At 64.5% G+C, this 22,607-nt stretch carries 18 protein-coding genes and 1 pseudogene; 6 read left to right on the plus strand and 13 right to left on the minus strand.

Annotated features, from left to right (window positions below):
• Positions 1–385: 385 nt before the first annotated feature.
• The 8 genes and pseudogenes from F0185_RS35600 to F0185_RS24415 all read right to left on the minus strand — a co-directional run.
• A pseudogene (locus F0185_RS35600) lies at positions 386–1,261 on the minus strand (serine/threonine protein kinase); the annotation flags it as partial.
• Positions 1,258–1,962 carry a type VI secretion system-associated protein TagF gene (gene tagF, locus F0185_RS24385; protein WP_167228849.1) on the minus strand — a complete coding sequence of 235 codons (705 nt, stop codon included), beginning with the start codon at positions 1,960–1,962 and terminating at the stop codon, positions 1,258–1,260. The gene tagF and the pseudogene F0185_RS35600, both read right to left, overlap by 4 nt.
• Positions 1,962–5,585: a type VI secretion system membrane subunit TssM gene (gene tssM / locus F0185_RS24390; RefSeq protein ID WP_167228851.1), complete on the minus strand. Its 3,624-nt coding sequence runs from the start codon at positions 5,583–5,585 to the stop codon at positions 1,962–1,964. Before tssM ends, tagF begins: the two co-directional genes overlap by 1 nt.
• A complete protein-coding gene (locus tag F0185_RS24395) occupies positions 5,582–6,925 on the minus strand; it encodes a DotU family type VI secretion system protein (protein ID WP_167228853.1) in 1,344 nt (447 codons plus the stop codon). Before F0185_RS24395 ends, tssM begins: the two co-directional genes overlap by 4 nt.
• Positions 6,922–8,310: a type VI secretion system baseplate subunit TssK gene (gene tssK, locus F0185_RS24400; RefSeq protein ID WP_167228855.1), complete on the minus strand. Its 1,389-nt coding sequence runs from the start codon at positions 8,308–8,310 to the stop codon at positions 6,922–6,924. The genes F0185_RS24395 and tssK overlap by 4 nt, the downstream gene beginning before the upstream one ends.
• The gene (gene tssJ, locus F0185_RS24405) at positions 8,307–8,825 is read right to left on the minus strand and encodes a type VI secretion system lipoprotein TssJ (protein WP_167228857.1); all 519 of its coding nucleotides are present in this window, start codon (positions 8,823–8,825) and stop codon (positions 8,307–8,309) included. The genes tssK and tssJ overlap by 4 nt, the downstream gene beginning before the upstream one ends.
• 492 nt (positions 8,826–9,317) lie before the next feature.
• Positions 9,318–10,082, minus strand: a complete 765-nt coding sequence (locus F0185_RS24410) for a M48 family metalloprotease (protein WP_167228859.1) — start codon at positions 10,080–10,082, stop codon at positions 9,318–9,320.
• Positions 10,083–10,249: 167 nt separating this feature from the next.
• Positions 10,250–10,699, minus strand: coding sequence for a hypothetical protein (locus tag F0185_RS24415; protein WP_167228861.1), 450 nt, complete (start codon positions 10,697–10,699; stop codon positions 10,250–10,252).
• Positions 10,700–11,196: 497 nt separating this feature from the next.
• Here F0185_RS24415 and F0185_RS24420 point away from each other — a divergent pair, with 497 nt between their 5' ends.
• Positions 11,197–12,318, plus strand: a complete 1,122-nt coding sequence (locus F0185_RS24420; RefSeq protein WP_167228863.1) for a glycoside hydrolase family 9 protein — start codon at positions 11,197–11,199, stop codon at positions 12,316–12,318.
• Between the two features lie 14 nt (positions 12,319–12,332).
• On the opposite strand, the gene F0185_RS24425 is transcribed toward F0185_RS24420, so the two are convergent.
• Both F0185_RS24425 and F0185_RS24430 read right to left on the minus strand, forming a co-directional pair.
• A complete protein-coding gene (locus F0185_RS24425; RefSeq protein ID WP_167228865.1) occupies positions 12,333–14,366 on the minus strand; it encodes a tetratricopeptide repeat-containing diguanylate cyclase in 2,034 nt (677 codons plus the stop codon).
• Between the two features lie 166 nt (positions 14,367–14,532).
• Positions 14,533–15,075 carry a hypothetical protein gene (locus F0185_RS24430; RefSeq protein WP_167228867.1) on the minus strand — a complete coding sequence of 181 codons (543 nt, stop codon included), beginning with the start codon at positions 15,073–15,075 and terminating at the stop codon, positions 14,533–14,535.
• A gap of 251 nt (positions 15,076–15,326) precedes the next feature.
• Here F0185_RS24430 and F0185_RS24435 point away from each other — a divergent pair, with 251 nt between their 5' ends.
• The 5 genes from F0185_RS24435 (at position 15,327) to F0185_RS24455 (ending at position 20,552) form a co-directional block, all read left to right on the plus strand.
• On the plus strand, positions 15,327–17,525 hold the full coding sequence (locus tag F0185_RS24435) for a TonB-dependent receptor plug domain-containing protein (protein ID WP_167228869.1): 2,199 nt from the start codon (positions 15,327–15,329) through the stop codon (positions 17,523–17,525).
• 237 nt (positions 17,526–17,762) lie between these two features.
• Positions 17,763–18,296: a PEP-CTERM sorting domain-containing protein gene (locus tag F0185_RS24440; RefSeq protein WP_167228871.1), complete on the plus strand. Its 534-nt coding sequence runs from the start codon at positions 17,763–17,765 to the stop codon at positions 18,294–18,296.
• A gap of 320 nt (positions 18,297–18,616) precedes the next feature.
• On the plus strand, positions 18,617–19,408 hold the full coding sequence (locus F0185_RS24445) for a hypothetical protein (RefSeq protein ID WP_167228873.1): 792 nt from the start codon (positions 18,617–18,619) through the stop codon (positions 19,406–19,408).
• Between the two features lie 2 nt (positions 19,409–19,410).
• Positions 19,411–19,560: a hypothetical protein gene (locus F0185_RS24450; protein WP_167228875.1), complete on the plus strand. Its 150-nt coding sequence runs from the start codon at positions 19,411–19,413 to the stop codon at positions 19,558–19,560.
• A 32-nt stretch (positions 19,561–19,592) separates the two neighbouring features.
• Positions 19,593–20,552, plus strand: coding sequence for a TAXI family TRAP transporter solute-binding subunit (locus F0185_RS24455; protein WP_167228877.1), 960 nt, complete (start codon positions 19,593–19,595; stop codon positions 20,550–20,552).
• A 20-nt stretch (positions 20,553–20,572) separates the two neighbouring features.
• Here the strand turns inward: F0185_RS24455 and F0185_RS24460 are convergent, their stop codons facing one another.
• From F0185_RS24460 to F0185_RS24470, 3 genes are all read right to left on the minus strand, one after another.
• Positions 20,573–21,358 (minus strand): ATP-binding response regulator, encoded by a 786-nt coding sequence (locus F0185_RS24460; RefSeq protein WP_167228879.1) that lies wholly within the window; start codon positions 21,356–21,358, stop codon positions 20,573–20,575.
• Positions 21,359–21,560: 202 nt separating this feature from the next.
• Positions 21,561–21,707, minus strand: coding sequence for a hypothetical protein (locus tag F0185_RS24465; protein ID WP_167228881.1), 147 nt, complete (start codon positions 21,705–21,707; stop codon positions 21,561–21,563).
• A 211-nt stretch (positions 21,708–21,918) separates the two neighbouring features.
• On the minus strand, positions 21,919–22,482 hold the full coding sequence (locus F0185_RS24470; RefSeq protein WP_223164567.1) for a TetR/AcrR family transcriptional regulator: 564 nt from the start codon (positions 22,480–22,482) through the stop codon (positions 21,919–21,921).
• Positions 22,483–22,607: the final 125 nt, after the last annotated feature.

Consider the following 22,607-nt stretch of genomic DNA (forward strand, 5'->3'; position numbering starts at 1 on the left):
CGCTGCTGTTGACCTCTGGCGCAGGCGTTACGGGCGCTGGCGGGGGTGTCGCGACCGGGGGTGCGGGCACCGGTGGCGGCGCGTGCGGCGGCGCTGCGGCGTTCACCAGCCACAGCACTGCAACAAGGGCCACGGCCGATGCGCTCGCGCCGAGCACCCACCAGCGTGCTTTGTTTGTTGGCGCGACGCGCTCGGCGGGCGACGCTGGCGGCGCGACCGACGCGGACCTGACAAGTGCGTCGCGCGGCGTGCTGTGCTGGGGCGCTGAGCTCTCCGGCAGCGCGGCTTCTTTTACCGCCGGCGCCGCTTGATCAACAGCGCTGTAGTGTCCCGGCGTCGCCGACGTCAGGCCCAGCAGGGCCGCAAACGCGCCGACCGATTGCGGGCGCTCTTCAATGCGCTGGCGCAGGGCCGCATCGGCAGCGCGCAGCAGGGTGGCGCTGTAGCGCTGGGTGCTGCCTTCAAGCGGCTGGTAGTTGTCTGAAATGCTGCGTACGACCGCCGCCGGCGGCAGTTGACCCGACACCAGGATGTGAATGACCGCGCCGAGCGCGTAAATGTCGGTCCACGGTCCCTGGGGAAAGGCCGGGTCGTCGGTGTATTGCTCGATCGGCGAATAGCCGGGTTTGAGCATGATGCTGGAATCGTCAACCAGGTCGCCAATGAGTTTACGGGCGGAGCCGAAATCGAGCAGGACCGGGAGGCCGTCCGGCTGCATCAGGATGTTGTCGAGGGCAATGTCACGGTGGAAGCACTGGGTGCGGTGCAAGGTTTCGAGCGCGCCCAGCAGTGCCGCCAGCATGCGCATGATGTCCGCTTCGCCGAGGGCGCGCCCGCCCGCCAGGCGCTGCTTGAGCGTCAGGCCTTCGTAGCATGGCGTGGCCATGTAGGCGGTGCCATGGGCTTCCCAGAAACGCAGCACCTTGATCAGGCCCGGATGGTCGAACTTGGCCAGCAGGCGCGCTTCATTGATAAAGCCTGCCTGGCCGCTTTTGAAGGTGGCGGCGAAACGCTCGCCCCGTAGCGCGATACTCAGGTCGCCCTGGCGCACCGCCAGCATGGCCGGCATGTATTCCTTGATCGCCACGACCCGCGCGAGCGCATGGTCGAAAGCGCGGTACACGATGCCAAAGCCACCGACACCGAGGACGCCGGTGATTTCGAATTCTTCCATGCGGTGGCCGTTGGGCAGCGGGCGCGTGGCGGCGTCCGACGCTGCCGCTGGTTCGATCAAGACGCTGTCGTTGGAAAAATTGCTCATACGGATCCTTGTTGGGGACCAAACAGGCGGGCGAACAGGGCATTATTGAGCTGTCCGGTGTGGGTGCAGGTCTTCAGGGGCGAGCCGTCGCCCTGGTTGGTCCACCAGAAACTGGTGGCGCTGGCAGCGTCGAAGTACAGCGCCAGGTCGGGACTGGACTTGGCGTGCCGACGGGCGCCGGCCTGCGCCTGGCGCCAGAACGCGTCCTGGTCCACTGCGGCGCGTGTGCTCATCGGCGCGGTGTCCACGTGCGCCAGGGCGGCGCCGAGGCGGTCGATGGCGTGGCCGTGGCGGATCGCCTCCAGCAGCGCCTGGCCAAGCGCGCCGTAAAATTCGTCGCAGCACTCCAGCATGCCGTTATGGAACGCGCCGGTCGGCACCGGCCACAGCGCCGCGACCGGGTAGTAGCGGCCAACCCGGTCGCAACTGGGCGCCAGAACGCCGAGCTGAACCGAGTCGTGGCCGAGTCCCGCCGGAAGCAAAAAATTCCACAGCGGCGCCACGGCATAGTGCGTGGCCAGCATGTTCGGACCGGCTTGCTGCAAGGCCGCCAACCCGTTTTGCAGCCAGTGCTCCCAGCCGCCCAGCAGGGCGTAAGGCAGTTGCTGCCGGACGAAGTCGCCGGCCGACGGGATCTTGCCGAACCAGCCCACCGGCGCGGTGGCGCTGCCCTGGACGTGCGTGTTGAACGGGCCGTTCATCACACCCCTCCCGGGCAGGAAAAGCTGGCCAGCTGGGCCAGGCGGAACGGGTTGTGCGCACTGCTGGCGGTCACTTCAAACACGGCTTTGGCGCCGTTGACGTCGAACGTCGCCAGCATTTTTTCCGCATCGCGCTGTGGCGCCAGGCTGGCGCGGTCGAACATGCGGTGCAGGGCCCAGGCGCCTTCGGTCATCAGGGAGCCACTGCTGCCGTTGCTGCCGGTCACCTGCACGCGCACCTGGTTGCGCCCTGCCGGACCGGGCCATTGAATCGGCGTCGACACTTGCGGGCCGTGGGCGTAGCGCACTGCCTGGCCGTCGATGTCGATGACAAACTGCGCGATGGAGGCATCCATCTGAACCGGCTTGATATCGAGCCGGATGGTGGGCGTGCGGGCGCCGCCGGCGAAATACACATCACGGATGACCACTGCCTGCTCAAAGGAATTGAGGTAGCCGGCACGGGCCTTCTGTTCTCCCTTGAAGCGCCATGGCCGCACCGCCGTGTCGACCTGGTTTGCCAGGTTCTTCTGGAAAAACTCGTCCATCAGGGCGCCGGGGGCGAAGATCTGGGCAAAGTCGCCAAGCGCCATGTCACGCGGGGAGCTGCGCACGAACGGGTAGCGGCCAGCCACGCTTTGCTGGCAGTAGTGGCCCACATTGGCGGCGACATTCTTGCCAAGCTGCTGTTGCAGCACCTGGGTCACGTTGTTGTCGGACGAATTGGCCAGTTCGCCCAGCATGCCGCGAAACGGCGTCGGCAGGCGGCCGGCTTCGGCCAGGATTTTGCTGACCACTTGATTCGGTGGCGGCGTGGCGCCGTCGCGCAGGGCGGTCTCGGTGGCGATCAACTGGGCGTACAGCTCGCCGAGGGTGTCGACAATGCCGTCGATGGGCGCCTTGCCGCCTTTGTCGCGCGCTGTCGTAAATTCGCGCAGGCCGGCGAAGCGTGTATCGACCAGCATTTCCACGCGTTCCGCGGCGGCCGCCTCCGGCTTGCCGCCGGCCAGGTCGCTTTGGCCGAAGATCTGGCTCAGGGACGAGCGCGTGCTGTCGAGTTTGTCTCTGGCCTTGTCGACGATGGTGGCGCCGTTGATCTCGTCTTTGCGCACCAGCGTGGTTTCCTTGGCGGCAGCGTTCATGACGCGCACCAGCGGCGAGTCAAGGGACGACAGGATGCGCGCGACCTGGATATTCTGGGCCAGCGTGCCGCCGGTCTTCAGGCGCAGGTCGCCCAGGTAGTCTTCCCACACGCGAATGTAGTCGGTCAGATACAGGCGACGTACCTCGGCGCTCCATGCGGCAAGGTTGTCGGCACGGGCTGGCGCGCTTTTTGGCTGGGCCAGGACCCATTTCTCTTCTTCCGCCAGCTTGGCGATGCGCGCGTCCAGGCCGGGAGCGAACAGTTCCCAGTAACCGCGATAGCTGTACAGGCCGGCCACGCCTTGGTTCAGGCTGGCGCCACTGGCGCGCCGGAACACCAGCGGCGCCTGCGGACCGACCACGGCGCCGACATTGAACGTTGGCAGTTGCTTGTTACCTTGCAACATGCGCTTCATGGTGCCGTAGGCGCGCTGGGCCAGAGTATGTGTGAGCAGTCGTTCACGCGTTTGCGCCACCAGTGGCTCGTCCATCGCAAACGGCGACGCCACGATCCGCTGCGCAAGCAAGCGCTTCAGATGGTCGCGCAGTTCGTCGCGCTGGACGTTCGACAGGGCGCTGCCCAATTGACGTTCCAGGTCCAGCGACAACCACGCCTGCAGGAAATCGGCGTCGTAATGCGTCGGATCGAACAGCATCAGATACGCCTTGAGCGCGTTGTAGCTCAGTTCCACGTCGCCGCTCGGGGCCTGGCGCAGGCTGTCTTCCAGGCGGCGCGCCAGTTGCGGCAGAAACATGTCGTCCAGCGCCCGCTCGTAAGCACGGGTGGACGCCGCTTGCAGCTTGTTGCCCTGATACAGGCCCAGCTGGTAAGCGACCGGAGGATTTTTCACGTCCAGCACGGTGCTGACTGGCACGGCGTGCAAGGCGTCGAGCATCGGCATGACGCTGGTGATCTGTTCACGGTCGCTCAGCCGAACTGCGCCAAGGCGTTTTTCAAGCGCTGGCAGGCGCGCTGCGACATCGTTGACGTAAGCCTGGTTGGCGCGGTAGCTGTTGATCCATGCGAGCGAGATCGCGATTGCCAGCACGGCGGTGGCGGCATAGCCGGCTGTGCGCAGCCAGGTTTGCTTCTTCTGCCAGCGTTCATTGGTGCCAGCCAGGCCGGCTTCCTTGAAAATGATGTCTTGCAACAGGCTGCGCAGGAAGAAGCTGCGGCCGGGTTCGCCGATCTGCGGCGAACGCTGGCCGGTATTGATCTGCAAAAAGTTTTTGATGCCGCCGAGGACCCGGTCGAACACGGTGCCTTCCTGGGTGCCACTGGTAAAGTACACGCCGCGCAGCAAGGCGTTCGACTCGAATTTTGAGGAGACGAAGACGTGCGCCAGGAACTGGCTCAGAATGCTCTCCAAGCCGGCAAACTCCTGCGGCAGCAGGTAGGCCAGTTCGCGCTGGCGCGGGTCGTGCTCGGCCAGCAGTTGCTCGGGCAGGCTGGCGTACAGGCGTTCGAGCAGTTGCTTGTACTGGGCCGAAAAAGCGCCCGGCAAGTCGAAGCCGCTGTCGCGCACGGCGTCGAGCTTGAAGGTCAGGCCCCATACCTGGCTGCGCTGTTCCTTGCTCAGTTGGGCAAAATATTCGGTAAACCCGGCCAGCAGATCGACCTTGGTGATCAGGACGTAGACCGGGAATTGAATGCCGAGCTGGTCGCGCAGTTCGTGCAGGCGCTTGCGCAAGGTGAGCGCATGCAATGCGCGTTCCTGCTCGCCGCTGGTGAGCAGATCGGCGATGCTGATGGTGAGAATGGCGCCGTTCAGTGGCTGGCGCGGCCGGAATTTTTTGAGGAGGTCGACAAAACCCTGCCATTCGCCGTGGTCGTGTTCACGATTTTCTTGCACGGTGTAGCGGCCGGCCGTGTCGATCAGCACCGCTTCGTTGGTGAACCACCAGTCGCAGTTACGGGTGCCGCCGATGCCGCGAATGGCTGCTTTGCCAAATTGTTCAGCCAGGGGGAATTCCAGGCCGGCATTGACCAGCGCCGTGGTCTTGCCCGAGCCCGGTGCGCCGATGAAGACGTACCACGGCAGCTGATACAGATACTGGCCCGAGAAGCGCTGCAGGAAAGCCAGCTTGCCTTGATTGGCGTCGGTGGCGAACCTGGCCGTCTTCAGCTTCTCGGAGGCGTCCTGGAAGCGCTGGCCGAGTTCATCCAGGTGTGGGTTGGCAGCGCTTGGTGCGGCATGGGGGCGTGCGGCGGGCGTACGGATCTGCGTGAGCAGCTGGGAGTTCAGGCGGGCCGCGCGCCAGTAGCGGTACAGCGCGCGCAGCAGCCAGATGGCAAACACCAGTCCGATCACGCACCAGCGCGCCAGTTCGCTCTCCAGCGGGCGCATCTGGCCGATGGCGACGATCGGCCCGAGCAGCCAGACCATGCAGCACAAGGCAAGCAGGCCAAAGAATATCCACAGCTGACGACCGAAGACGACACCGGCCACTCTGCCGAACAGGTTCATGACAATATTCATGGTGCGGACTCGGTGGCCGGTGCCGCCGGCGGCACCATTAAGGTAATTTCGACGCGACGGTTGCGCGCCCGGTTGGCTGGACTGTCGTTCGGCACGGCTGGCTCGGCCGCGCCACGGCCCTCGGCGCGCAGGCGGTTTTTTTGATCGAGCAGCGCTTGCAGCATGTTCTTGACGCTCTCGGCGCGCGCCACCGACAGTTCCCAGTTGGACGCAAAGCGCAAGCCGCGGGTCGGCACATCGTCGGTGTAGCCGACCACCAGCACGGCGCCGGGGACGGCATTGAGCGCCTTGCCGATGCGCTCCAGCAAGGCTGCGTGCGCCGGGCTGCCGCTGACCGTGCCGGCGCCCGACTCGAACAAGCTGTCGCCGCGGATGATGACCGTGCTGCGGTCGCTCAGGTCCAGCACACTGACGAGCTTTTCGGCGATTTCCGTTTCCAGGAACTGCGCCAGGCGGCGCGCTTGCGGGGCGGGGACGGGCCTGGCGGCGCTGGCGACCACGCGCGGGACGCGCAGTTGATCGATGGCGGCATAGACCTCGTCGGAGCGCGACGACAGCGACCACTGCAGACCGATGAACAAGCCGACGCAGGCCAGCGCCGCCACACTGGCGACCGCCCACAGCGGTACGCTGCGCTGCGCACGCGCAGCGACGACCGGATCATGCCAATGGGGCGATAGGGCGCTGGCATGCTCGCCGCGCTGGGTGCGGATTAGTTGCAGCAGGCGCTGCTTGAGCACGTCAAGCTGCGAGCGGCCCTGGTCGAGCACCCGGTAGCGTCCTTCGAAGCCCAGCATCAGGCAGAAATATTGAAGTTCGAGCAGATCGACGTGCTGGGCCGGATAGGACGCCAGGCGCGACAGCAACTGGAAAAACTTTTCTCCGCCCCAGGTTTCGTTATGAAACGTCACCAGCAGGCTGCTGGCCGACCAGACGCCAGCGCCGCCCCAGGGCGTCAAGGTGGCCGCTTCATCGAGCGTGGTGCAGAGGCAGTAGCGTGCGCCGATAATGGTTTCGTTGGCAATGCCCGCTTCCCGGGCGCGGGTTTCGAACTGGCGCAATTCGGCCACCAGCTGCTCGCGCAGCATGGCCGGATCGGCGTGATGCACGGTCGTGCGAATCTGTGGAATGAGATTGAGCAGCGGGTTGGCCAACGCCACCAGCGGGTTGCTGCCGCTGTGGATGCGTTGGCCGGGAGGCGGCGCGGCGGCGGCATTGGCTCCAACGGCTCCAGCGCCTTGCGTGGTCGATGCGCCACCGGGATTGGGTGCGACGAAATGGTCACCGCGCCGGCCCAGCTGGCCGAGCGGATCGAAACCGAGGGTGTTGGTGGTGTTCATTGACGAATGGCCCAGAATTCCATGGAGAGGCCGGGGAAATCACCGGCCACGTGCAACGCCAGGCCGCCGGACTTTTCGAGCTGCTTCCAGAACTCGCCGGTCTTGTCGAGTTCAAAATAGGTGAAGCCGGCGTGGTAGGGCAGATGCCGGGGCGCCACTGGCAACAGGCGCACGCCAATACCGGGCAACTGCAGCAGCACCAGGTCACGGATGCGCTCGACCGCGCCCATTTTCAGCTGCGCCGGGAAGCGCATGCGCAGCAGGTCGGACGGCATGTCGGCATTGACCGCCAATACAAACCCGGCGTCCTGGATCAGTTCCAGCGACGGAATCTGGGCGACGCGAATGCCGTTGCCGCGCTCTTGCAGCTCGATGGCGATGGCGTGCTGCTCGAGGACGATGGACAGCGCACGGCGCAGTTCGGCCATCAGGGGCGTAAACGTGGCCTGCAGATCGTCGTGCAGATACGGCGGATAGACAGTCGGGCGGCGCTTGTCGGAGGTATAGGTGGCCAGGTCGCAAGCCAGTTTCAGCATGTCCTTGTACAGCATTTCCGGATGCAAACGACTGCTTTGGCCCGCATGCCAGGTGACGGCGGTGTAGCGGTTGATCACTTCAAGCAGCAGAAAATCGGCAAATTCGGCCACGCCGCTGCTGCCAGGCTGCGACAAGCGCTCTGCCAGGGCGTCACCGCGCTGTTGCAGCAGGCCGTGCAGTTGCGAGACAAAACTGTCCAGCACCGGATGCGCCGTGGCAGCTAGCATCGGCGCGATGTAGCTTTCATCGAGCAGCACCTGGCCATCGTTGCGCCGTTCGCTCACGCGCACCACCCCCACCGACTGCCAGTCTCCATTGAGGGCCGACGCGGGCATCAGGCGCAGGTTCAAGCGGCCAAATTGCAGCACGGCCGGGCCGAATGCATCGCTGTTGGCGTCTTCAATCTCGAACTCGCCGATGTCATGGCGGGTCCAGCCGGTGTTGCCGGGGCCATCCTGGGACGGAGCCTCGTCGGACCAGGAAAAATCGGGCCGGTTGGCGCGCCACAAGGGCAAGGCCAGCACGATGTCCTGGTCCTTGAGTTGCACCGGCACGTCCAGCATGGCGGGGGCATTGTCCGCTTCAAAGGTAAATGGCGTTCCATCAGGCATAACCCCGGCGCCGCTGCTGATGGCTAGCTTTCCTAGTGCAAGCGCATCCCGGTCCAGCACCAGGCGTGACCATCCCCAGTGAAAACCCTGCATTGGCAGCACGCGCGATTGCACGAAGTTTTCGAGGTAGCGTTCCATCTGCTGGAAATGGTGCGGGCGCAGAAACATGCCTTCGGTCCAGACTATGCGCTGATGCATGCTGCTGGCGATATTCGGATTGGGTGAATATGGTTTCATTTGGCTTTTTGAATCAAGGCGATACCGCCCTTGTTAATACCGACCTGCAAAAGAAACTGATCTGGCAAGGTTTGCCAGAACTTAAAGGAATTCAATTGTTTCGGATCCGGCAGGGTAACTGTTTCGCGCCACTTATTCTTTTCCAATAGCCGGTATTCAGCGACGATTCCGATAGCGGTGACATCGGGATTGCCCGGTTTTTTGATCGACCGGCTTTCACCTGGCGCCAGCACCAGCTGTTCGACTTCGACCAGATCCTTGCCCAACAGCGTTTCGGCCTGGCTTTGCAGCGCAAAGAAATCGGCCGACTGGAAGCTGGCCGGCGAGCGCAGCGCATATACCTTGACCAGCACCGGGGAAGGGCGCTGGCGACTATCGCCATTCACGTCGCGGGCCGCCTGGAATTCGATGCGATAGGGCGACGCTTTGGTCGTCGCACTCGACGCGCACGCACTGAGCACAATGGCAGCGGTGACGGTAATAAGTGAGCCAATGAAGCGAAATGTTGATTGCAATGGTGGCCTCTTGGCTAACGCGCTATTTCACGGACAAGCAAACAAGTTATTACATCGTCGAGCGCTCTGATACAGACTGCAATCGCGCAGTCTGTAATGAACGGGAATGATTGTAATGTTCAAAAGTTACAGGGTCATGACGTAAGGGATATCCAGGGAAGCGAATAAACCGCATAGTCAGGGAATCATAATTACTTTTCGAAATTAATGTTTGTTCAAGTAAATTGATTTATTAATTTGACATGAAATAGCAAACCTGCCGCGTCGCTGGTAAGCGTCGTGTTTTCAGGCAGTGGCCAGCTGCCCGGCGCGATGCAGGTCAGGAATTCATCGACGGGATTGACGGGGTGTGAAGGGGCGCCGGGCGCGTGGCCGCGCTGATGGACCATCGGGGGAGCGGGTCGCCGCACGTATCAGATCGGGGCTGGGCAGCCGGCCGGGCGGCCGCCATCGGTTTCTGCCGCGCCGACTACCGGCCCGGTCGATCACCTGTCATTGTGGAAAATCTGCCTTTTCCAGCGTGCCAGCTCGGCCGCTGTCGAGTTGCGCAGCTTGTCGGCGCGCTGCGCGCCATCGGGCCAACGGCGCGGGGTGAGTGGCGTTGCCGATGTGGCTCATGGTGGCAGCCTGCTCGAGTTTTCTGAAGTAGGCGGCCAGTTCGTTCGCGCGCCAGCCTGCGCGCCAGGCCATCGCCAGCCCCTCACGGTCCGCCTCCACTTCCTGTTCCCGGTTGAGCGCCGCCAGCTGCCCCATCAGGCGCGCGTCATTGTCGAGCGCATCTTCAAGCTCGGAAAACGGCCGCGCCAGCCAGCGCGGATCGCGCCGAACGGCTTCGTCGAATTCCTTTAAGTGATGCAGCAAGATAGCGTGCTGCATCTCGTGACTGAGCACCATCGCCAGTTCCGCATCGGTCAGCGCCAATTGTTCGACATACGCCTGGCTGACCAGGAGTTTGCCGCCGGCCATGCAGAACGCGTTGTCATCGGGATCGCCGCTGGTGTGAATTTCCCAGGACCACACTGGCGCGGCCGGATTGTCGCGCCGGGCCTGCTCGCTCAAGCGCTGCGCGATGCGCGCGACCCGCGCCAGGAAGGAGGCATCGCGGTCGAGCATGCCGGCCTGCGCCAGCCCGTCTATCCGGGCGCGATACAGCCTGGCGGCGCCCGCCACCACGTCCTCCTGGGTGACGGCGCCCACGCACCCGCTTGACAGCAAGAGGCACATGGCTAGCAGGGCAGCGATGCGATGGGTAGACATTGCCCTATCATACCAACTGCACGTGGACACGAAGTCGTCGGCCGCCTGCACGGCGGCTTAAAGGGTAACGATGGCAAAAAGAGCGCGAGGAGCAGGATTTTTTACGAAGATAGTCAACCATTTGCTGCCTCGGGCGGCTTTGTCACCATGAAGCCACTATCATCGCGCTATACACCGGCCGACTCTTTGGCGTTGAGCGTGGCGACAATCAAGTTCGCGAGTGGAACCTCGGATGCGCTCACAGTGAGAATAGACGCCGGAATGATTGTAATGGCGACCAAGGCGGTCTGGTCGATCGCTAGCACGTCGCACATCCGATCGTGGAATGCCGCCATGGCATTCATCATCGGGACGCCGGACGCAAGCGCACGCATCGGAATGGCTGTCTCGGAAAAAAGGGCGTTCGGTATGCCTTGCAACGCCTCGCGCGATGCAATACCAACTTGGGTGATGCGCGGTTCAATGTTGTTCGTATTGATTCTTGTATAAAACGCGCCAGTCTTTTCGTCCCGAAAGACGACAGGGTCACCGTTTTCGTCCGCGAAGACGCCGTAGTACGCTTGATTCTCTGCGTCGAACTTGTCGATGGCCGCTTCCGTAGCGACACGGCCGTCCATGTCACGTCCTACCTGGTCAGCGTAGTACGCGTTCGCTAAGGTAAGGGCGGACCCGGTAAGGAAGCCTCGGATAATGTCCTGCTCGCTACCGCCGGCGGCGGCCACGGCGGCGGCGCCGACCACGGCGGTGGCCAGGTGCGCCTGGTTAGCTCGGTGTAGGGGATGTCCTTCGACACTCCCAATCCGTAGGAACTCAGCCCCGCGATGACGCCGCTCTTGATTGCCGCTTGCAAGTCACCGCCGGTCACCCTGTACGTGTACCAGGCAGTGAACGCTGCGGTGCCGTAGAAACCGCCGTAAATCGAGGCCGCAGACATGGCGATGTCTTTCAATAAAGACGATTCCAGCACCGCAACAAACAGGTTCTCCTGTGTCAGCTCGGCGGGACCGAAGGTGGTGGCCCAGACAGCATCGACAATTTTTCCCTGACGAAGTGCCTTGAAGGCCCGATCGTAGCTCTTTAACAGATTGCCGCTCTCCGCCTCGACGAAATCAAGATGCAGGAGCCGAGCGGCGCCATGCTCTCAATTGCCGGCCTGGTCCACGCCAGCCCGCCGTCGGCGGCCACCGGCCAGACCCTGTACGGGCCGCCCAATACCTCGGCCACCCTGGCCTCGGCCGGCGCCTTTGCGCTCGGGGCCAAGGTGTTCGGCGCGCGCGCCGGCCTGGCCAGTTACGCCAATGCGCTGAAGATTCGCGCGGAGCGCGCCTGGAACTGGGCCGTCGCCAATCCGAACGTCCTGTTCAAAAACAACGACCCTGCCTACAACTCGCAGGGATTGGGCGCCGGACAGCAGGAAACCGACGACTACGGCCGTCTCGGCCACAAGATCGCCGCCGCCATCTACCTCTACCAGCTGACCGGCAAGGCGGTCTACAACAGCGTTATCGATGCGCAGTACCGCAACACCCATCTGTTCGAGTACTGGAACTACGTGTCACCGTTCGAAGCGGCGCTGCAGCAGGCCCTGATGCACCACGCCAGCTTGCCTGGCGCCACGCCGGCCACCGCCGCCGCCTTGCGCGCGGCCTATGTCAGCGGCATGGACGGCACCGACCACTGGAGCGCGATGAGCGCCCGGACCGATCCGTACCTGGCCCATTTGCAGGTGTACACCTGGGGCAGCAATGCCATCAAGTCGCACGAGGGCAATAACTTCGCGGCGCTGGCGCAGTACGGCCTGGGCACGCGCAGCGCCGCCGCCAACCTGAACGCGGCGGCGCACTATCTGCATTACCTGCACGGGGTAAATCCGCTCGGTAAAGTCTATCTGTCGAATATGGGCGCGCTCGGCGCCACCAATTCGGTCGATCAGTTCTATCACACCTGGTTCGCGCACGGTTCGGCCAAATGGGACAGCGTCAAGGATTCCACGTACGGCCCGCCGCCGGGCTTCCTGGTGGGCGGTCCCAATCCCGGCTATCACTGGGAAAACGGTTGCCCCGCGGTGCATCCGCTGTGCGGCACGCAGTCGCCCACGCCGCCGACCGGGCAGCCGCCGCAGAAATCGTATGTGGACTTCAACGATTCCTGGCCGCTGAACTCATGGGAAGTGACCGAGAATTCGAACGGCTACCAGAGTGCGTATATCCGGCTGCTGTCGCGTTTCGTTTCTTAACCCGGCCAGCGGGTTCACTTGTTGCGCTGCGGGCCGTGCACGCAGGCCATCTCGATCAGGCCGGACGCGTCGGCGTGCGCGCCGTCGAGCGCCGCCAGCACCGACGCGAGCGGCGCCAGCAAGCCGGTGACGATATGCGCCTGGTTGCGCCCGTTCTTTTTGCCGTGATACAGCGCCCAGTCCGCCAGGCGGATGCCGGGCTCCCAGTCGCCGTCTTCCGCTCCGGCGCCGGGCAGGGGCAGCGTGACCACGCCGGCGCTGAGCGTCACCGGCACGTTGCCCGCGCCGGCCTCGACCGGCGTGGCGCCGGTGCCGTGCAGCACCCGCGCGACAATGTCGGCCACGTGCGCCGGGTCGGCCGCCGGGGCGTAAATGAGGAATTCCTCGCCGCCCCAGCGCATCACCATGTCGGAATCGCGCATCGCCGCGCTCAGGCGCCGCGCCACCTCGACCAGCACCGCGTCGCCCACGCCGTGCCCCCAGCGGTCGTTGATTTGCTTGAAGTGGTCGATGTCCATCAACACAATGCAGTCGACGCTGCGCGGATCGTCGCCGGGGCGCCCGCGCTTGCCGCGCACAGCCATCTTTTCCAGGAACGAGCGCCGGTTGTACAGGCCGGTCAGGGCGTCGTGCCGCGAGTGATAGCTGAGCTGGGAGTTGAGCTGGTTCAGGCGTACGTTGGCGCCGGCCGAGCGCCGGTACAGCACCAACACGACAGCGCCGGCGGCGACCATCAGCAGGGCGCCGACCGTGGTCAGCAGTTGCAGCAGGTTGCGGCTGCGCAGGTCGGCGTCCTTGACCTGGTTTTCGCGGCGCAGCAGATCGATCTGGCGGGTGCGCTGGCCGGCCTCGTATTCTTCCTGTAAGGCGGCAACGGCCCGGTCGCGCGCGGCGCGCTCGCCGCTGTGCTGCGCGGCCTGCTGCTTGCGCACCGTCGCCAGCGCGTCCTTGTATAAGCCGGCCTGTTCCTGCATGCGGCCCTTTTCGTCGAGCATGGCGGCTACGTCGGCGATGGCGCCGGCCTGCTCCATGTTGGCGATCACCGCATCGATGTAGGGAAGTCCTTCGGCGAAGCGTTTCTGGCCCATCAGCGCGAAGCCGAGGTTGGCTTTGGCCATGAGAACCATGTTCTCGTCCTTGACCCGCTCCGATGCGCTCAAGGCGAGCCGCGCCTCTTGTTCGGCGCGCGGGTAGTCGTGCTGGCGCAGGAAATAGTCGGCGATGTTGCCGCGCACCTCGGCTTCGAGCCCGGCCTGGCCGCCGCGCGTGGCGCTGTCGAGCGCGTTGTTGAAGGCGGCGATGCCTTCCTTGTCGCGCTGTTGCTTGAGCAGGGCGATGGCGTCCGTGAACTGGAGCCGCCCCACGGTGCGCGCCGCCAGATCGGGCTCGCGCAGCGCCTGGCCGATGGTTTCGATCGCCTTGGCCGGGTTGTCGATGTTGATGTACACGCGCGCGATGCGCGTCAGCAGCTGGGCGCGGCTATCACCGGCCTTCGGATCGTCCTGCTGCAGCGTAAGCGCCTGCAAATAGGACGCCAGGGCTTTGTCGAACTGGCCTTTGGCATTGAAGGCGTCGCCCTCGGCCCTGCCCAGGGCAATGCGCAGCATCGGCGGCGGATGTTCCGGCAGGCCGGCCCGGACTTTCGCCAGGGCTTCCTGCGCTTCGTGCGTGCGGTTCTGGTCGAGTAACTGGTGCACCGCGCCCAGCCTGGCCAGCGCCGCGAACACGGGATCGTTGTTGTCGATCGCCAGCAGCAGCGCCTGGCGCTCGAGCGCATATGCGCGCTCGAGCTGGCCGGCGTCTTCGCGCAGCGTCACTTCGGTGCGCAGCAGGTCGCGCCGCAGCGGGTAGGGCGCGTCCTTGCCGGTGCGCGCCTGCAGCGCCTCCAGCCGCGCCAGGGCGTCCAGGGTCGAGCTATGCGACAGCGTGCGGATCGCATCGAGTTCGGCGCCGGCCAGCGCCCCGGAGGGCGCCGCGGCCAGCAAGGGCGCGCCCGGCAGGCAGAAGGTGAGCGCAAGGCACAGGAGCAGGCGAGACGATAGCGGCATAACAACCCGAAAGTCGTGGTGGCAAGTCCACCGGGACGCGTGTCCGCACTGCTGTCGCGGCCGGCGGACACTGGATGATCGATTATGAATCAAATTGCCCGGCTTGCCAGAAGTCTTGTTGCATGCGCACCCATATTGCGATGCTCATCTGCAACAGCCTATTCAATCAGGCGGGCACCACGCTGACGCGGGCGAAGCGCAGGTTGTCGAAGACCTTGATGCGCCCCTTCAGCGGCCACCAGTCGTACAGGAAAATCTGCACCGGGCGCCACATCGCCACCCAGCCGATGATGGTCAGGCTTTCGTGGGCGATCTTGGCGGTCGGGCCGGGGACCAGGCTGGTGATGGCCTCGGCCAGCAGCAGGCAGGCGGCGACGAAGACCAGGCCGACGACGAGGCTGAGCCGGCCCACGCGCAGCAGTTGGCTGAGCTCGCCGCGTACCAGTCCGATCTTGTAACCGTAGTAGTTGTGGATGGCGTCGCCCACCAGTGCGCCGGCTTCTTCCAGCGCCACCGGCTCGTCGATATGGATGGTCAGGTGCAAGTGGCAATCGTGCGGCAGAGACAGCGCCCAGTTCTCGATGAAGGCTTCGCAGGCGCGGTCGAGATCCTTGTTCAAAAAGGGTGTCGGGTCCAGCGAGTTAAACAGCTGGCGCAGCTCGCGCACGCGCAAGTCGAGGGTGTGGGTCGGATGCTGGCTGATGTGCATGGCGCTCGTCTTTCCGCGTGGAGCGTGGTGACATCGTCGGGCTGGGCTCGGGGAGCGCAAGGACCGTGTCGGTTCCTTGCCATTCTACCGCGCCAGGGCGTCGCGCTGACTTTGCACGGCCCAGCCCTGGCACGCGTGGCCCGCAACGCCGGCAAACTTGCATTGCAGGCAAAATTTGGAAATTGACATTGTTGGCAAAATGAATGATGATCCCGGCGCGGTCCGCGCTCACTCTTACCTTCGACCTTGCCATGACGTTGACCAAGTTTTCCCAGTTTCTCAGTCCACCAGTGATGGCCGCCATGGCGCTGTGCGGCCAGGCCCACGCGCAGGTCGCGCCGCCCAGCGCGCCGCCGGCAACGCCCGCGCCCGTGACAAGCGCGCCGGCCCCGCTGCCGCAGGTCGAGATCGCCGCCACGCGCACCGATGAGCAGCGCACCTCGGGCACGTTCCGCCAGACCGTCGGCACGGCCGAGCTGGTGCGCTATGGCGACGGCAGCGTGCTCGACGTGCTGCGGCGCCAGCCCGGACTTGTCGTCAATGGCGTTCCGGGACGCAAAGGCGGCGAAGTGAGCATGCGCGGCCTGGGCAGCGGCTATGTGCGCATCCTGCTCAACGGCGAGCCGGCCCCGCCCAACTTCTCGCTCGACAACCTCGCCCCGGACGTGGTCGATCGCATCGAAATCCTTGGCGTTCCCACGGTCGAGATGGGGACGCAGGCGATCGCCGGCACCATCAATATCATCCTCAAGCGCAGCAATGGCAAGAACCAGCGGCAACTGCGCGCCGGTATCTATCACGATAACGACCGCACCAAGCCGCAGCTCTCCGGCACCTGGAGCGGACAGGACGACACGCTGGCCTGGCTGGTGACGGCCGCCGCGCGCCAGCTGAGCGGCGACGAAACCTACCTCACCCGCACCGAAGGCGCGGGCGAGGAGGGGGTCATCCTGCGCGACATGACGCAGTTCAACGAGGATCGCGGCTGGAACTGGAGTCTTGCGCCGCGCATCAGCAAAAAATTCGGCGCCGACGATTCGCTGGCGCTGCAAAGCTATCTGTCCGGCACCACGTACGACAGCGCGGGTTTCGGGCGCACCGATTTTTTGCGCGGACCGGAGACGCAGTTCGCCAACGAGAACTACACCAGCGAGGGTTCGTCGCTGACGATCCGCAACAACCTGACCTGGATGCGGGCGCTTGGCGCGAGCAGCAAGCTGGAGGCGAAAGCCGGCGCGACCTATGCGCGCTCGGACGCGTCGAGCGGCGTCGATTTTGTCGACCGCGCGCAGCGCTTGCGCAACCGCCAGGATAGCGCGCGCGACAATCACAATCGCAGCGTGACGGCCTCGGCCAAGCTGCGCACGGCGTACAGCGACAAGCACGCTTTTGTGAGCGGCGCCGAGCTTCAGCGCGACCGCGACCTGTACCATCGCAGCGACGTGATCGATGCGCGTTCGCGGCTCGACCAAACCGGCAGCGCTTTTCGCGTCGACAGCCGCCGCTATGCGCTGTACGCCCAGGATGAATGGGACGTCACGGCGCGCGTGGCGCTGTATCTCGGCCTGCGCTGGGAGCGGGTGGAACTGCACAGTGCCAATAATCTCGGGCAGCAGGTGGATTTTGCCAGGGCCATGCTCAGTCCGGTGCTGCAGAGCGTGTGGCGCTTGCCCGGCACCAAGTCGGACCAGCTGCGCCTGGGATTGGCGCGCACCTGGCGCGTGCCGTCGAGCGAGAGCCTGATCGCCGGGCGCAGCATGTCGGTGGTCAACACGATGACCCGGCCCGATACCAGCGGCAATCCGGACCTGCGGCCCGAGCGCGCGCTGGGACTCGACCTGGCCTACGAACACTATCTGAGCCAGGATGGCATGGTCGGCGTGGGCCTGTTCGCGCGCCGCATCGACGATGTGACCTTGACCCGCACCGTGCGCGAGGGCGAGCGCTGGGTGGCGCGTCCCTTCAACAGCGGGCGGGCGCTGGCGCGCGGCATCACGCTCGAGACCAAATTCAAGCTGCCGCAGCTGGTCGCCGGCGCTCCGGCGCTGGACGTGCGCGCCTCGCTCGCGCGCACCTGGTCGGCGGTCGACGCGGTGCCGGGACCGGACAACCGGATCGGCAACCAGGCGCCGCTGTCGGTCAATGTCGGGGCCGACTACAGCTTCAGCGCGGCGCCGGTGTCGGCGGGGGCGACGGTCGGGTATGTGAGGAACGGGACGGTGCGCCTGTCGGGCAATGAAACATCGAGCGAATCGAACAAGCGCGTGCTTGAGGGCTATGTGCTTTGGAAGTTCACGCCCAAGGTGCATCTGCGCCTGAGCGCGTCGAACTTGCTGCATGAGGATGATCTGAAGCGCTCAAGCTATGCCGGCGAGGCACTGTGGCAGAACAAGACCGTGACGGCGCCGACCTATACCGTGCTGCGGGCGATCGCTGAACTGAAGTTCTGAGGCGTCCGGGGCGTTTACCGCGTTCGCGGCCGGGACGCGGCGCCGCTTCGTCAACAGCATCGGCAAGGGCGACGAAGTCGACATGCCGCTCCACCACCTTGAGCGCATTTCCACCGTTTTTTTCGAGATGCCCTTGAAGTATTTTTATGCCAATGTTGTATGTGTGTCACCTTCGCCGCAGGAATGATTGATAAGCTCTTGCCTTGTCGATAACGCTATTGAAAGTAGGGAAATATGATGCTCAAGAAGATGCTCGGGGCGGCAGCCATGGCGCTGTGCGCGGTGGCGGCGCAGGCTGCGCCACAGGAATACGAATGGACGTACACCGGCTTTGCCGACCTGGATAACTGGTGGTGGAAGCCGGACGTCACGGTCAGCGGGCGCTTCGTGGCCGACGACCGGAATGCGAACGGCACCTACGATCTCTCGGAAGTGACGTCGTTCGATTACGACGGGTTCGACATGTCGACCTGCGGCGGCGCGCGCGAGTGCGACCTGAAGAAGTTTTCCTACGATCCGGCGGGCGCGCTCTCGTTCGATTTCTATGCGTCCGAAAGCTTCGAGATGTCCGGTGGCGCAAACTGGCACATCACCACTGGCCAGAGCTGGGGCCGGGCGGTGACTTATCCCACCGACTCGTACTTCAAGATCTACCTGTGGGATCCGAGGACGACCTTGAGCATCACGCCGGTACCGGAACCGCAGACCTGGCTGATGCTGGGCGTCGGCCTGCTGGCCCTCGGCGCGCGTGCGCGGAGTAAGGCGCGCTAACTAGGAACACTAGCATCGTCAGCTCTGCCTGCCGCCTCATGCGGGCACAATGGAGTCCTGTCATCAAGCCGTCATATTTCGGCGCTAGAGTGGGACCCATAAAAACAACAATCAAGGCGGTCACCATGACCGGTAACACGACAAAGAACACCAAGCCGCGCACCACGCGGACGCGCCCGGCGCCGGATAGTCCCCCATCCGGCGCGCGCACCCTGAACATCGCGCGCAATATCGATATCAAAAGGCATCCCCTCGGGATGCTTTTTTTTCGTCCCGACGATCCGTCGCGGACACCCGCCGTCAACCAACCAGGAGCCCGCATGAGCACCCCCGGCAACAAAGAAACGTTCACGTTCAATCTCAGCGGCCGCCAGCAAGTGTGGGCGCTGCGCGTCGCGGCCGGCGCCGGCGCCGTGGTCACGCTGGGCGCACTGGCGCCGCTCATCTGGGGCGCGGTCAGCGGCGGCCTGGGGCTGCTGGCCCTGATGCTGGTCGGCGCCGTCGGCGTGGGCCTGTTCCAGGCCTTGCCGCTGCTCGGACAGAAGCTGGAAAACCGCCTGCTGGCGGCGCGCAAGGCCGAAGCGCGCGCCAACCCGATCGAGCAGTTGCAGAACTTCCTGCTGCAAAAGCGCGAGCGCGTGGTCGCCTTCAAGCAGTCGGTGGTGCGCATCGGGGCGCAGATCAAAAGCATGACCGACATGATCGAGGAGCGCAAACGCCAGAAGCCCGGCTACGACGCCAGCCGCCAGGAAAACGCGGTCAACGCGATGCGGGACGCGCATGTGCTGCTGGTCGTCAAATACAAGAACGCCGAACTGGCCCTGGTGCAGCTGAGCGAGGTGGTCGAGGACAAGAAATTCGAATGGCGCTTCGGCCAGGCCGGCCAGGCCGCGCTGCAGAACCTGAACGCCACCAGCGGCCAGGAACTGCTCAACCAGATGCTGGCCGACGAAGCCTTCGACAGTGTGCGCGACAACTTCAACCAGGTGTTCTCGGAGCTCGAAATGGAAGCCGAAAAACTCAGCAACGCACAGGCGCTGTCCTTCGATGACGGCATGGCGATCGACCTGGCGTCGATCCGGATGGGCAGCATGGAAAAGACAAGGAGCTGATGATGTTCTGGACACTCATACGCTGGGGCGGCACCGTGGTGGTGGTCTTGCTGGTCCTGGCCGCCTTGATGGCAACGCAGCACGAGCAAAGCGCCACGCCGGCGCCGCCGGCCGACGCGCAGCAGCAGACCAACAAGAACTTCAATTTCTAGACGCGCATTCATATAACAACAAGGAAAACACCATGAAAACCAAGATGATCCCTTTGTCCCTGACGCTTGCCCTGGCCTTCTGCGCAACGCCATCCCACGCGGCCCGCCTCGACGGCGCGCCGCCGGCCGCCTGCGATGGCCTGAAAGTGGCCACCGGCCCCGCCGGCAAAGGCTACTCCAAGCTGTACGCCGACCTGGTGCGCGTGTCGAAAAACACCATGCCGCTGTGCGAAGTGAACACCGAAGGCGGGCTCGATAACCTGACCACGCTGTCGATCAAGAAGGCCGACGTCGGCATCGTGCCGATGGACGCGCTCAAGAAAATGGCGGAAGGCGACGCCAGCATCGCTGCGCTGCTGGTGGTCGCTTCGCTCAACAGCAACTACCTGCACATCGTCACCTCCGCCAACGGCTTCACCCTGGAGGGGCCGAAGAAGTACGGCGTGCTCAAGGGCGACACGCGCACCGTGCGCATCACCAAGATGTCGGAACTGCGCGGCGCGCCGGTGGCGCTGGTCGGCTCGGCCCAGCTGATGGTGCGCCAGCTCGACAAGCTACTTGGCTACAATATGCGCTACATCGACGTCGACAGCGACGCCGCCGCGTTCCAGAAAGTGCGCTCCGGCGAAGCCTACGCGGCCTTCTCGGTGGCCGGCTGGCCGCACGGGCAGATCAGCCGCCTGGCGCAAAACAGCGGCCTGACCCTGGCAAGCTTCGATGTGCCGACCAGCAGCCCGTACAGCGTGCGCCCGTTCAGCTACAAGAACATCGGCGTCTACAACGTGCAGGCGCTGGCGGTGCAAAACGTGCTGGTCACGCGCCCCTTCAGCGGCAGCAAGATCGGCGACGTGGCCGCCCTGCGCCAACTGCTCGAGCGCGAACTGCTGGAACTGAAGGATGGCGATTTCGAGCCGGGCTGGAACGAGATCAAGTCCTTCGACGGCAACGTCGAGTGGACCCGCTTTGCCGGCGTGGCGGTCAAGCGCAAGTGAAGCGGCCGCTGCGCCCGATGTCAGGACACGTCCAGCGCCGCCAGCAGGCGCCGCACCGCCGCGAACTCGACCGGCTTGGACAGGTGATGGTCGAATCCGGCGGCGATGGCGGCCTCCACATCCGACGGCTGGCCCCAGCCGGTCAGGGCGATCAGGAGCGGCTGCTTTTCGAGCGGCATGGCGCGGATGCGGCGCGCCAGTTCGTAACCGTTGATGTCGGGCAGGCCGATATCGAGAATGCATGCCTGCGCCGGATGCGCGCGCAGGTAGCCGGTGGCCTGCTCGCCGCAATGGGCGACGGCGGTGCGGTAGCCGCCCAGGTCGAGTACGGCCGTCAGCATCTCGGCCGCATCGCGGTTGTCGTCCACCACCAGCACCTGAAGCGGGGCGGGGCGCGCAGCCGCCTGCGCGCCGCTGGCCGCGCCGCTGCGCACGTCTGGTGCGAGCGGCAGGCGCACCGTGAAGGTGCTGCCCTGTCCCGCACCGGCGCTGGTGGCGCCGATGGCGCCGTGATGCAGTGCCACCAGCCCCTTGGCCAGCGCCAGGCCGATTCCCAGGCCGCCGTGCGCGCGCTTGAGGGCCGGTTCGAGTTGCGAGAACATCTCGAACACGGCGTCCAGCGCCTCGGGCGGAATACCGATGCCGCTGTCGCTGACGGCGATCACGGCCATGCCATCGTCTTCGCGCAGCGCGAGCGCGATGCGCCCGCCCGGCGGCGTGTATTTGCAGGCGTTGCCGAGCAGGTTGACCAGCACCTGGGTCAACCTGGTCGGGTCGCCCCGCACCGTCAGGGGCCTGGGCGGCAAGGCCAGCGTGAGCGCATGGCCGGCGGCGCCGATCTACGCCTGCAGGTCGGCCACCGCCGACCGCACTATCTCGCCCAGCAGCCTGTCGGACTTGGGGAGTCGAAGCGAAAAAATAGCTGGGCGAGGCCAGATTTTGGCGCTTTCGCAGTGCCAATAGCTCGCTATTGGCACTGCGAAAGCGGTGAAATATGGACCGTCCCAGCTATTTTTGCAGCCGACGATCCCAAGTCCGACAGGCTGCCAGGCACACCGGCTCGACGCGCAGCACCAGCTTGCCCTGGCTGATGCGCGCCACTTCCATCAGGTCGTCGACCAGGTGCGACATATGGCGCAGCTGGCGGTCGAACATGTCGACGATGCGCTGAATAGAGCATCTGTGACGATGCCATTCCCAGATTGCGAAGCTGGTTAAACAAATCGTCCTCCACTATGATGGTCTTCAGAAATCGTTCCGCTCTTGTTCTTACCAGACGGAACTGTTCACGGACCAGCACGCCAACGTCAACGTGCTCAGTGGTCTGGATTACGGCTGCTACAGTACGGTTACCCGCGCGCGGCGCCTACAGCGCCAAGTCGTTCACGATGCACGAAGGTCCCGCCGCCGCGATGGCCGCGGTCGTTATGGCACTGGCAAGCTCGCCGATGGCCGCTTGGCTGCGCATGGCACGGGCAAGGTTCAGGCCGCCGATTAGGACACCGAGCATCGCCCATGCCCTCGCGCGTGCCGCGGCGTGGTCCTCGGCCTGCAGTCCGCGAGCGACGATGTCGACAATCACATTCATCTTTTCTTCGAACACAGTCTGCATGGCCGAGTCCGCACGGACAAGGTCTGGCGTCAGGGAAGCCATCGCGCAACCGCATTCGAGGTCTTCCCGGTGCGCCTTGCCCATGTAGTAATCGACAAACGCCTTTAGCCAACCGGCGCCGAACTCACGCTGATAGTACGGAATACCGCTGATCACTTCGTCAAGTCCGACACCGAGCGCGACCTCGAAGGCGCCGATCTTCGAGCCGAAGTGCGAGTAGAAGGCTCCCGACGTGACGCCCGCCCCCTTTGCCAGCGCATCCACGCCGACACCGGCAAAGCCGTGCTTGCGGAAACCGCGACTGATCGCCTCGGTCACTCTGAGCCGCGTTTCGTCCTTGTTTACACCTTTATGTCGCATCGCATCCCTCAATGAATATATCGATCGCTATTTAGCGATTGACAATATAACGATCGTTATTTAATATCCTCATCAGCGATCGT

Source organism: Massilia rubra, from assembly GCF_011682065.1.
GTDB classification, from domain to species: domain Bacteria; phylum Pseudomonadota; class Gammaproteobacteria; order Burkholderiales; family Burkholderiaceae_D; genus Telluria_A; species Telluria_A rubra.

Coding starts and splice junctions, on each gene's coding strand:
- F0185_RS24440 (WP_167228871.1), top strand. CDS start 17,763: ATGCTCAAGAAGATGCTCGGGGCGGCAGCCATGGCGCTGTGCGCGGTG.
- F0185_RS24455 (WP_167228877.1), top strand. CDS start 19,593: ATGAAAACCAAGATGATCCCTTTGTCCCTGACGCTTGCCCTGGCCTTC.
- F0185_RS24435 (WP_167228869.1), top strand. CDS start 15,327: ATGACGTTGACCAAGTTTTCCCAGTTTCTCAGTCCACCAGTGATGGCC.
- tagF (WP_167228849.1), bottom strand. CDS start 1,962: ATGAACGGCCCGTTCAACACGCACGTCCAGGGCAGCGCCACCGCGCCG.
- F0185_RS24430 (WP_167228867.1), bottom strand. CDS start 15,075: ATGCACATCAGCCAGCATCCGACCCACACCCTCGACTTGCGCGTGCGC.
- F0185_RS24415 (WP_167228861.1), bottom strand. CDS start 10,699: ATGGACGGCCGTGTCGCTACGGAAGCGGCCATCGACAAGTTCGACGCA.
- F0185_RS24410 (WP_167228859.1), bottom strand. CDS start 10,082: ATGTCTACCCATCGCATCGCTGCCCTGCTAGCCATGTGCCTCTTGCTG.
- F0185_RS24425 (WP_167228865.1), bottom strand. CDS start 14,366: ATGCCGCTATCGTCTCGCCTGCTCCTGTGCCTTGCGCTCACCTTCTGC.
- F0185_RS24465 (WP_167228881.1), bottom strand. CDS start 21,707: ATGTTCGACCGCCAGCTGCGCCATATGTCGCACCTGGTCGACGACCTG.
- F0185_RS24450 (WP_167228875.1), top strand. CDS start 19,411: ATGTTCTGGACACTCATACGCTGGGGCGGCACCGTGGTGGTGGTCTTG.
- F0185_RS24420 (WP_167228863.1), top strand. CDS start 11,197: ATGCAGGAGCCGAGCGGCGCCATGCTCTCAATTGCCGGCCTGGTCCAC.
- F0185_RS24395 (WP_167228853.1), bottom strand. CDS start 6,925: ATGAACACCACCAACACCCTCGGTTTCGATCCGCTCGGCCAGCTGGGC.
- F0185_RS24445 (WP_167228873.1), top strand. CDS start 18,617: ATGAGCACCCCCGGCAACAAAGAAACGTTCACGTTCAATCTCAGCGGC.
- tssM (WP_167228851.1), bottom strand. CDS start 5,585: ATGAATATTGTCATGAACCTGTTCGGCAGAGTGGCCGGTGTCGTCTTC.
- tssK (WP_167228855.1), bottom strand. CDS start 8,310: ATGAAACCATATTCACCCAATCCGAATATCGCCAGCAGCATGCATCAG.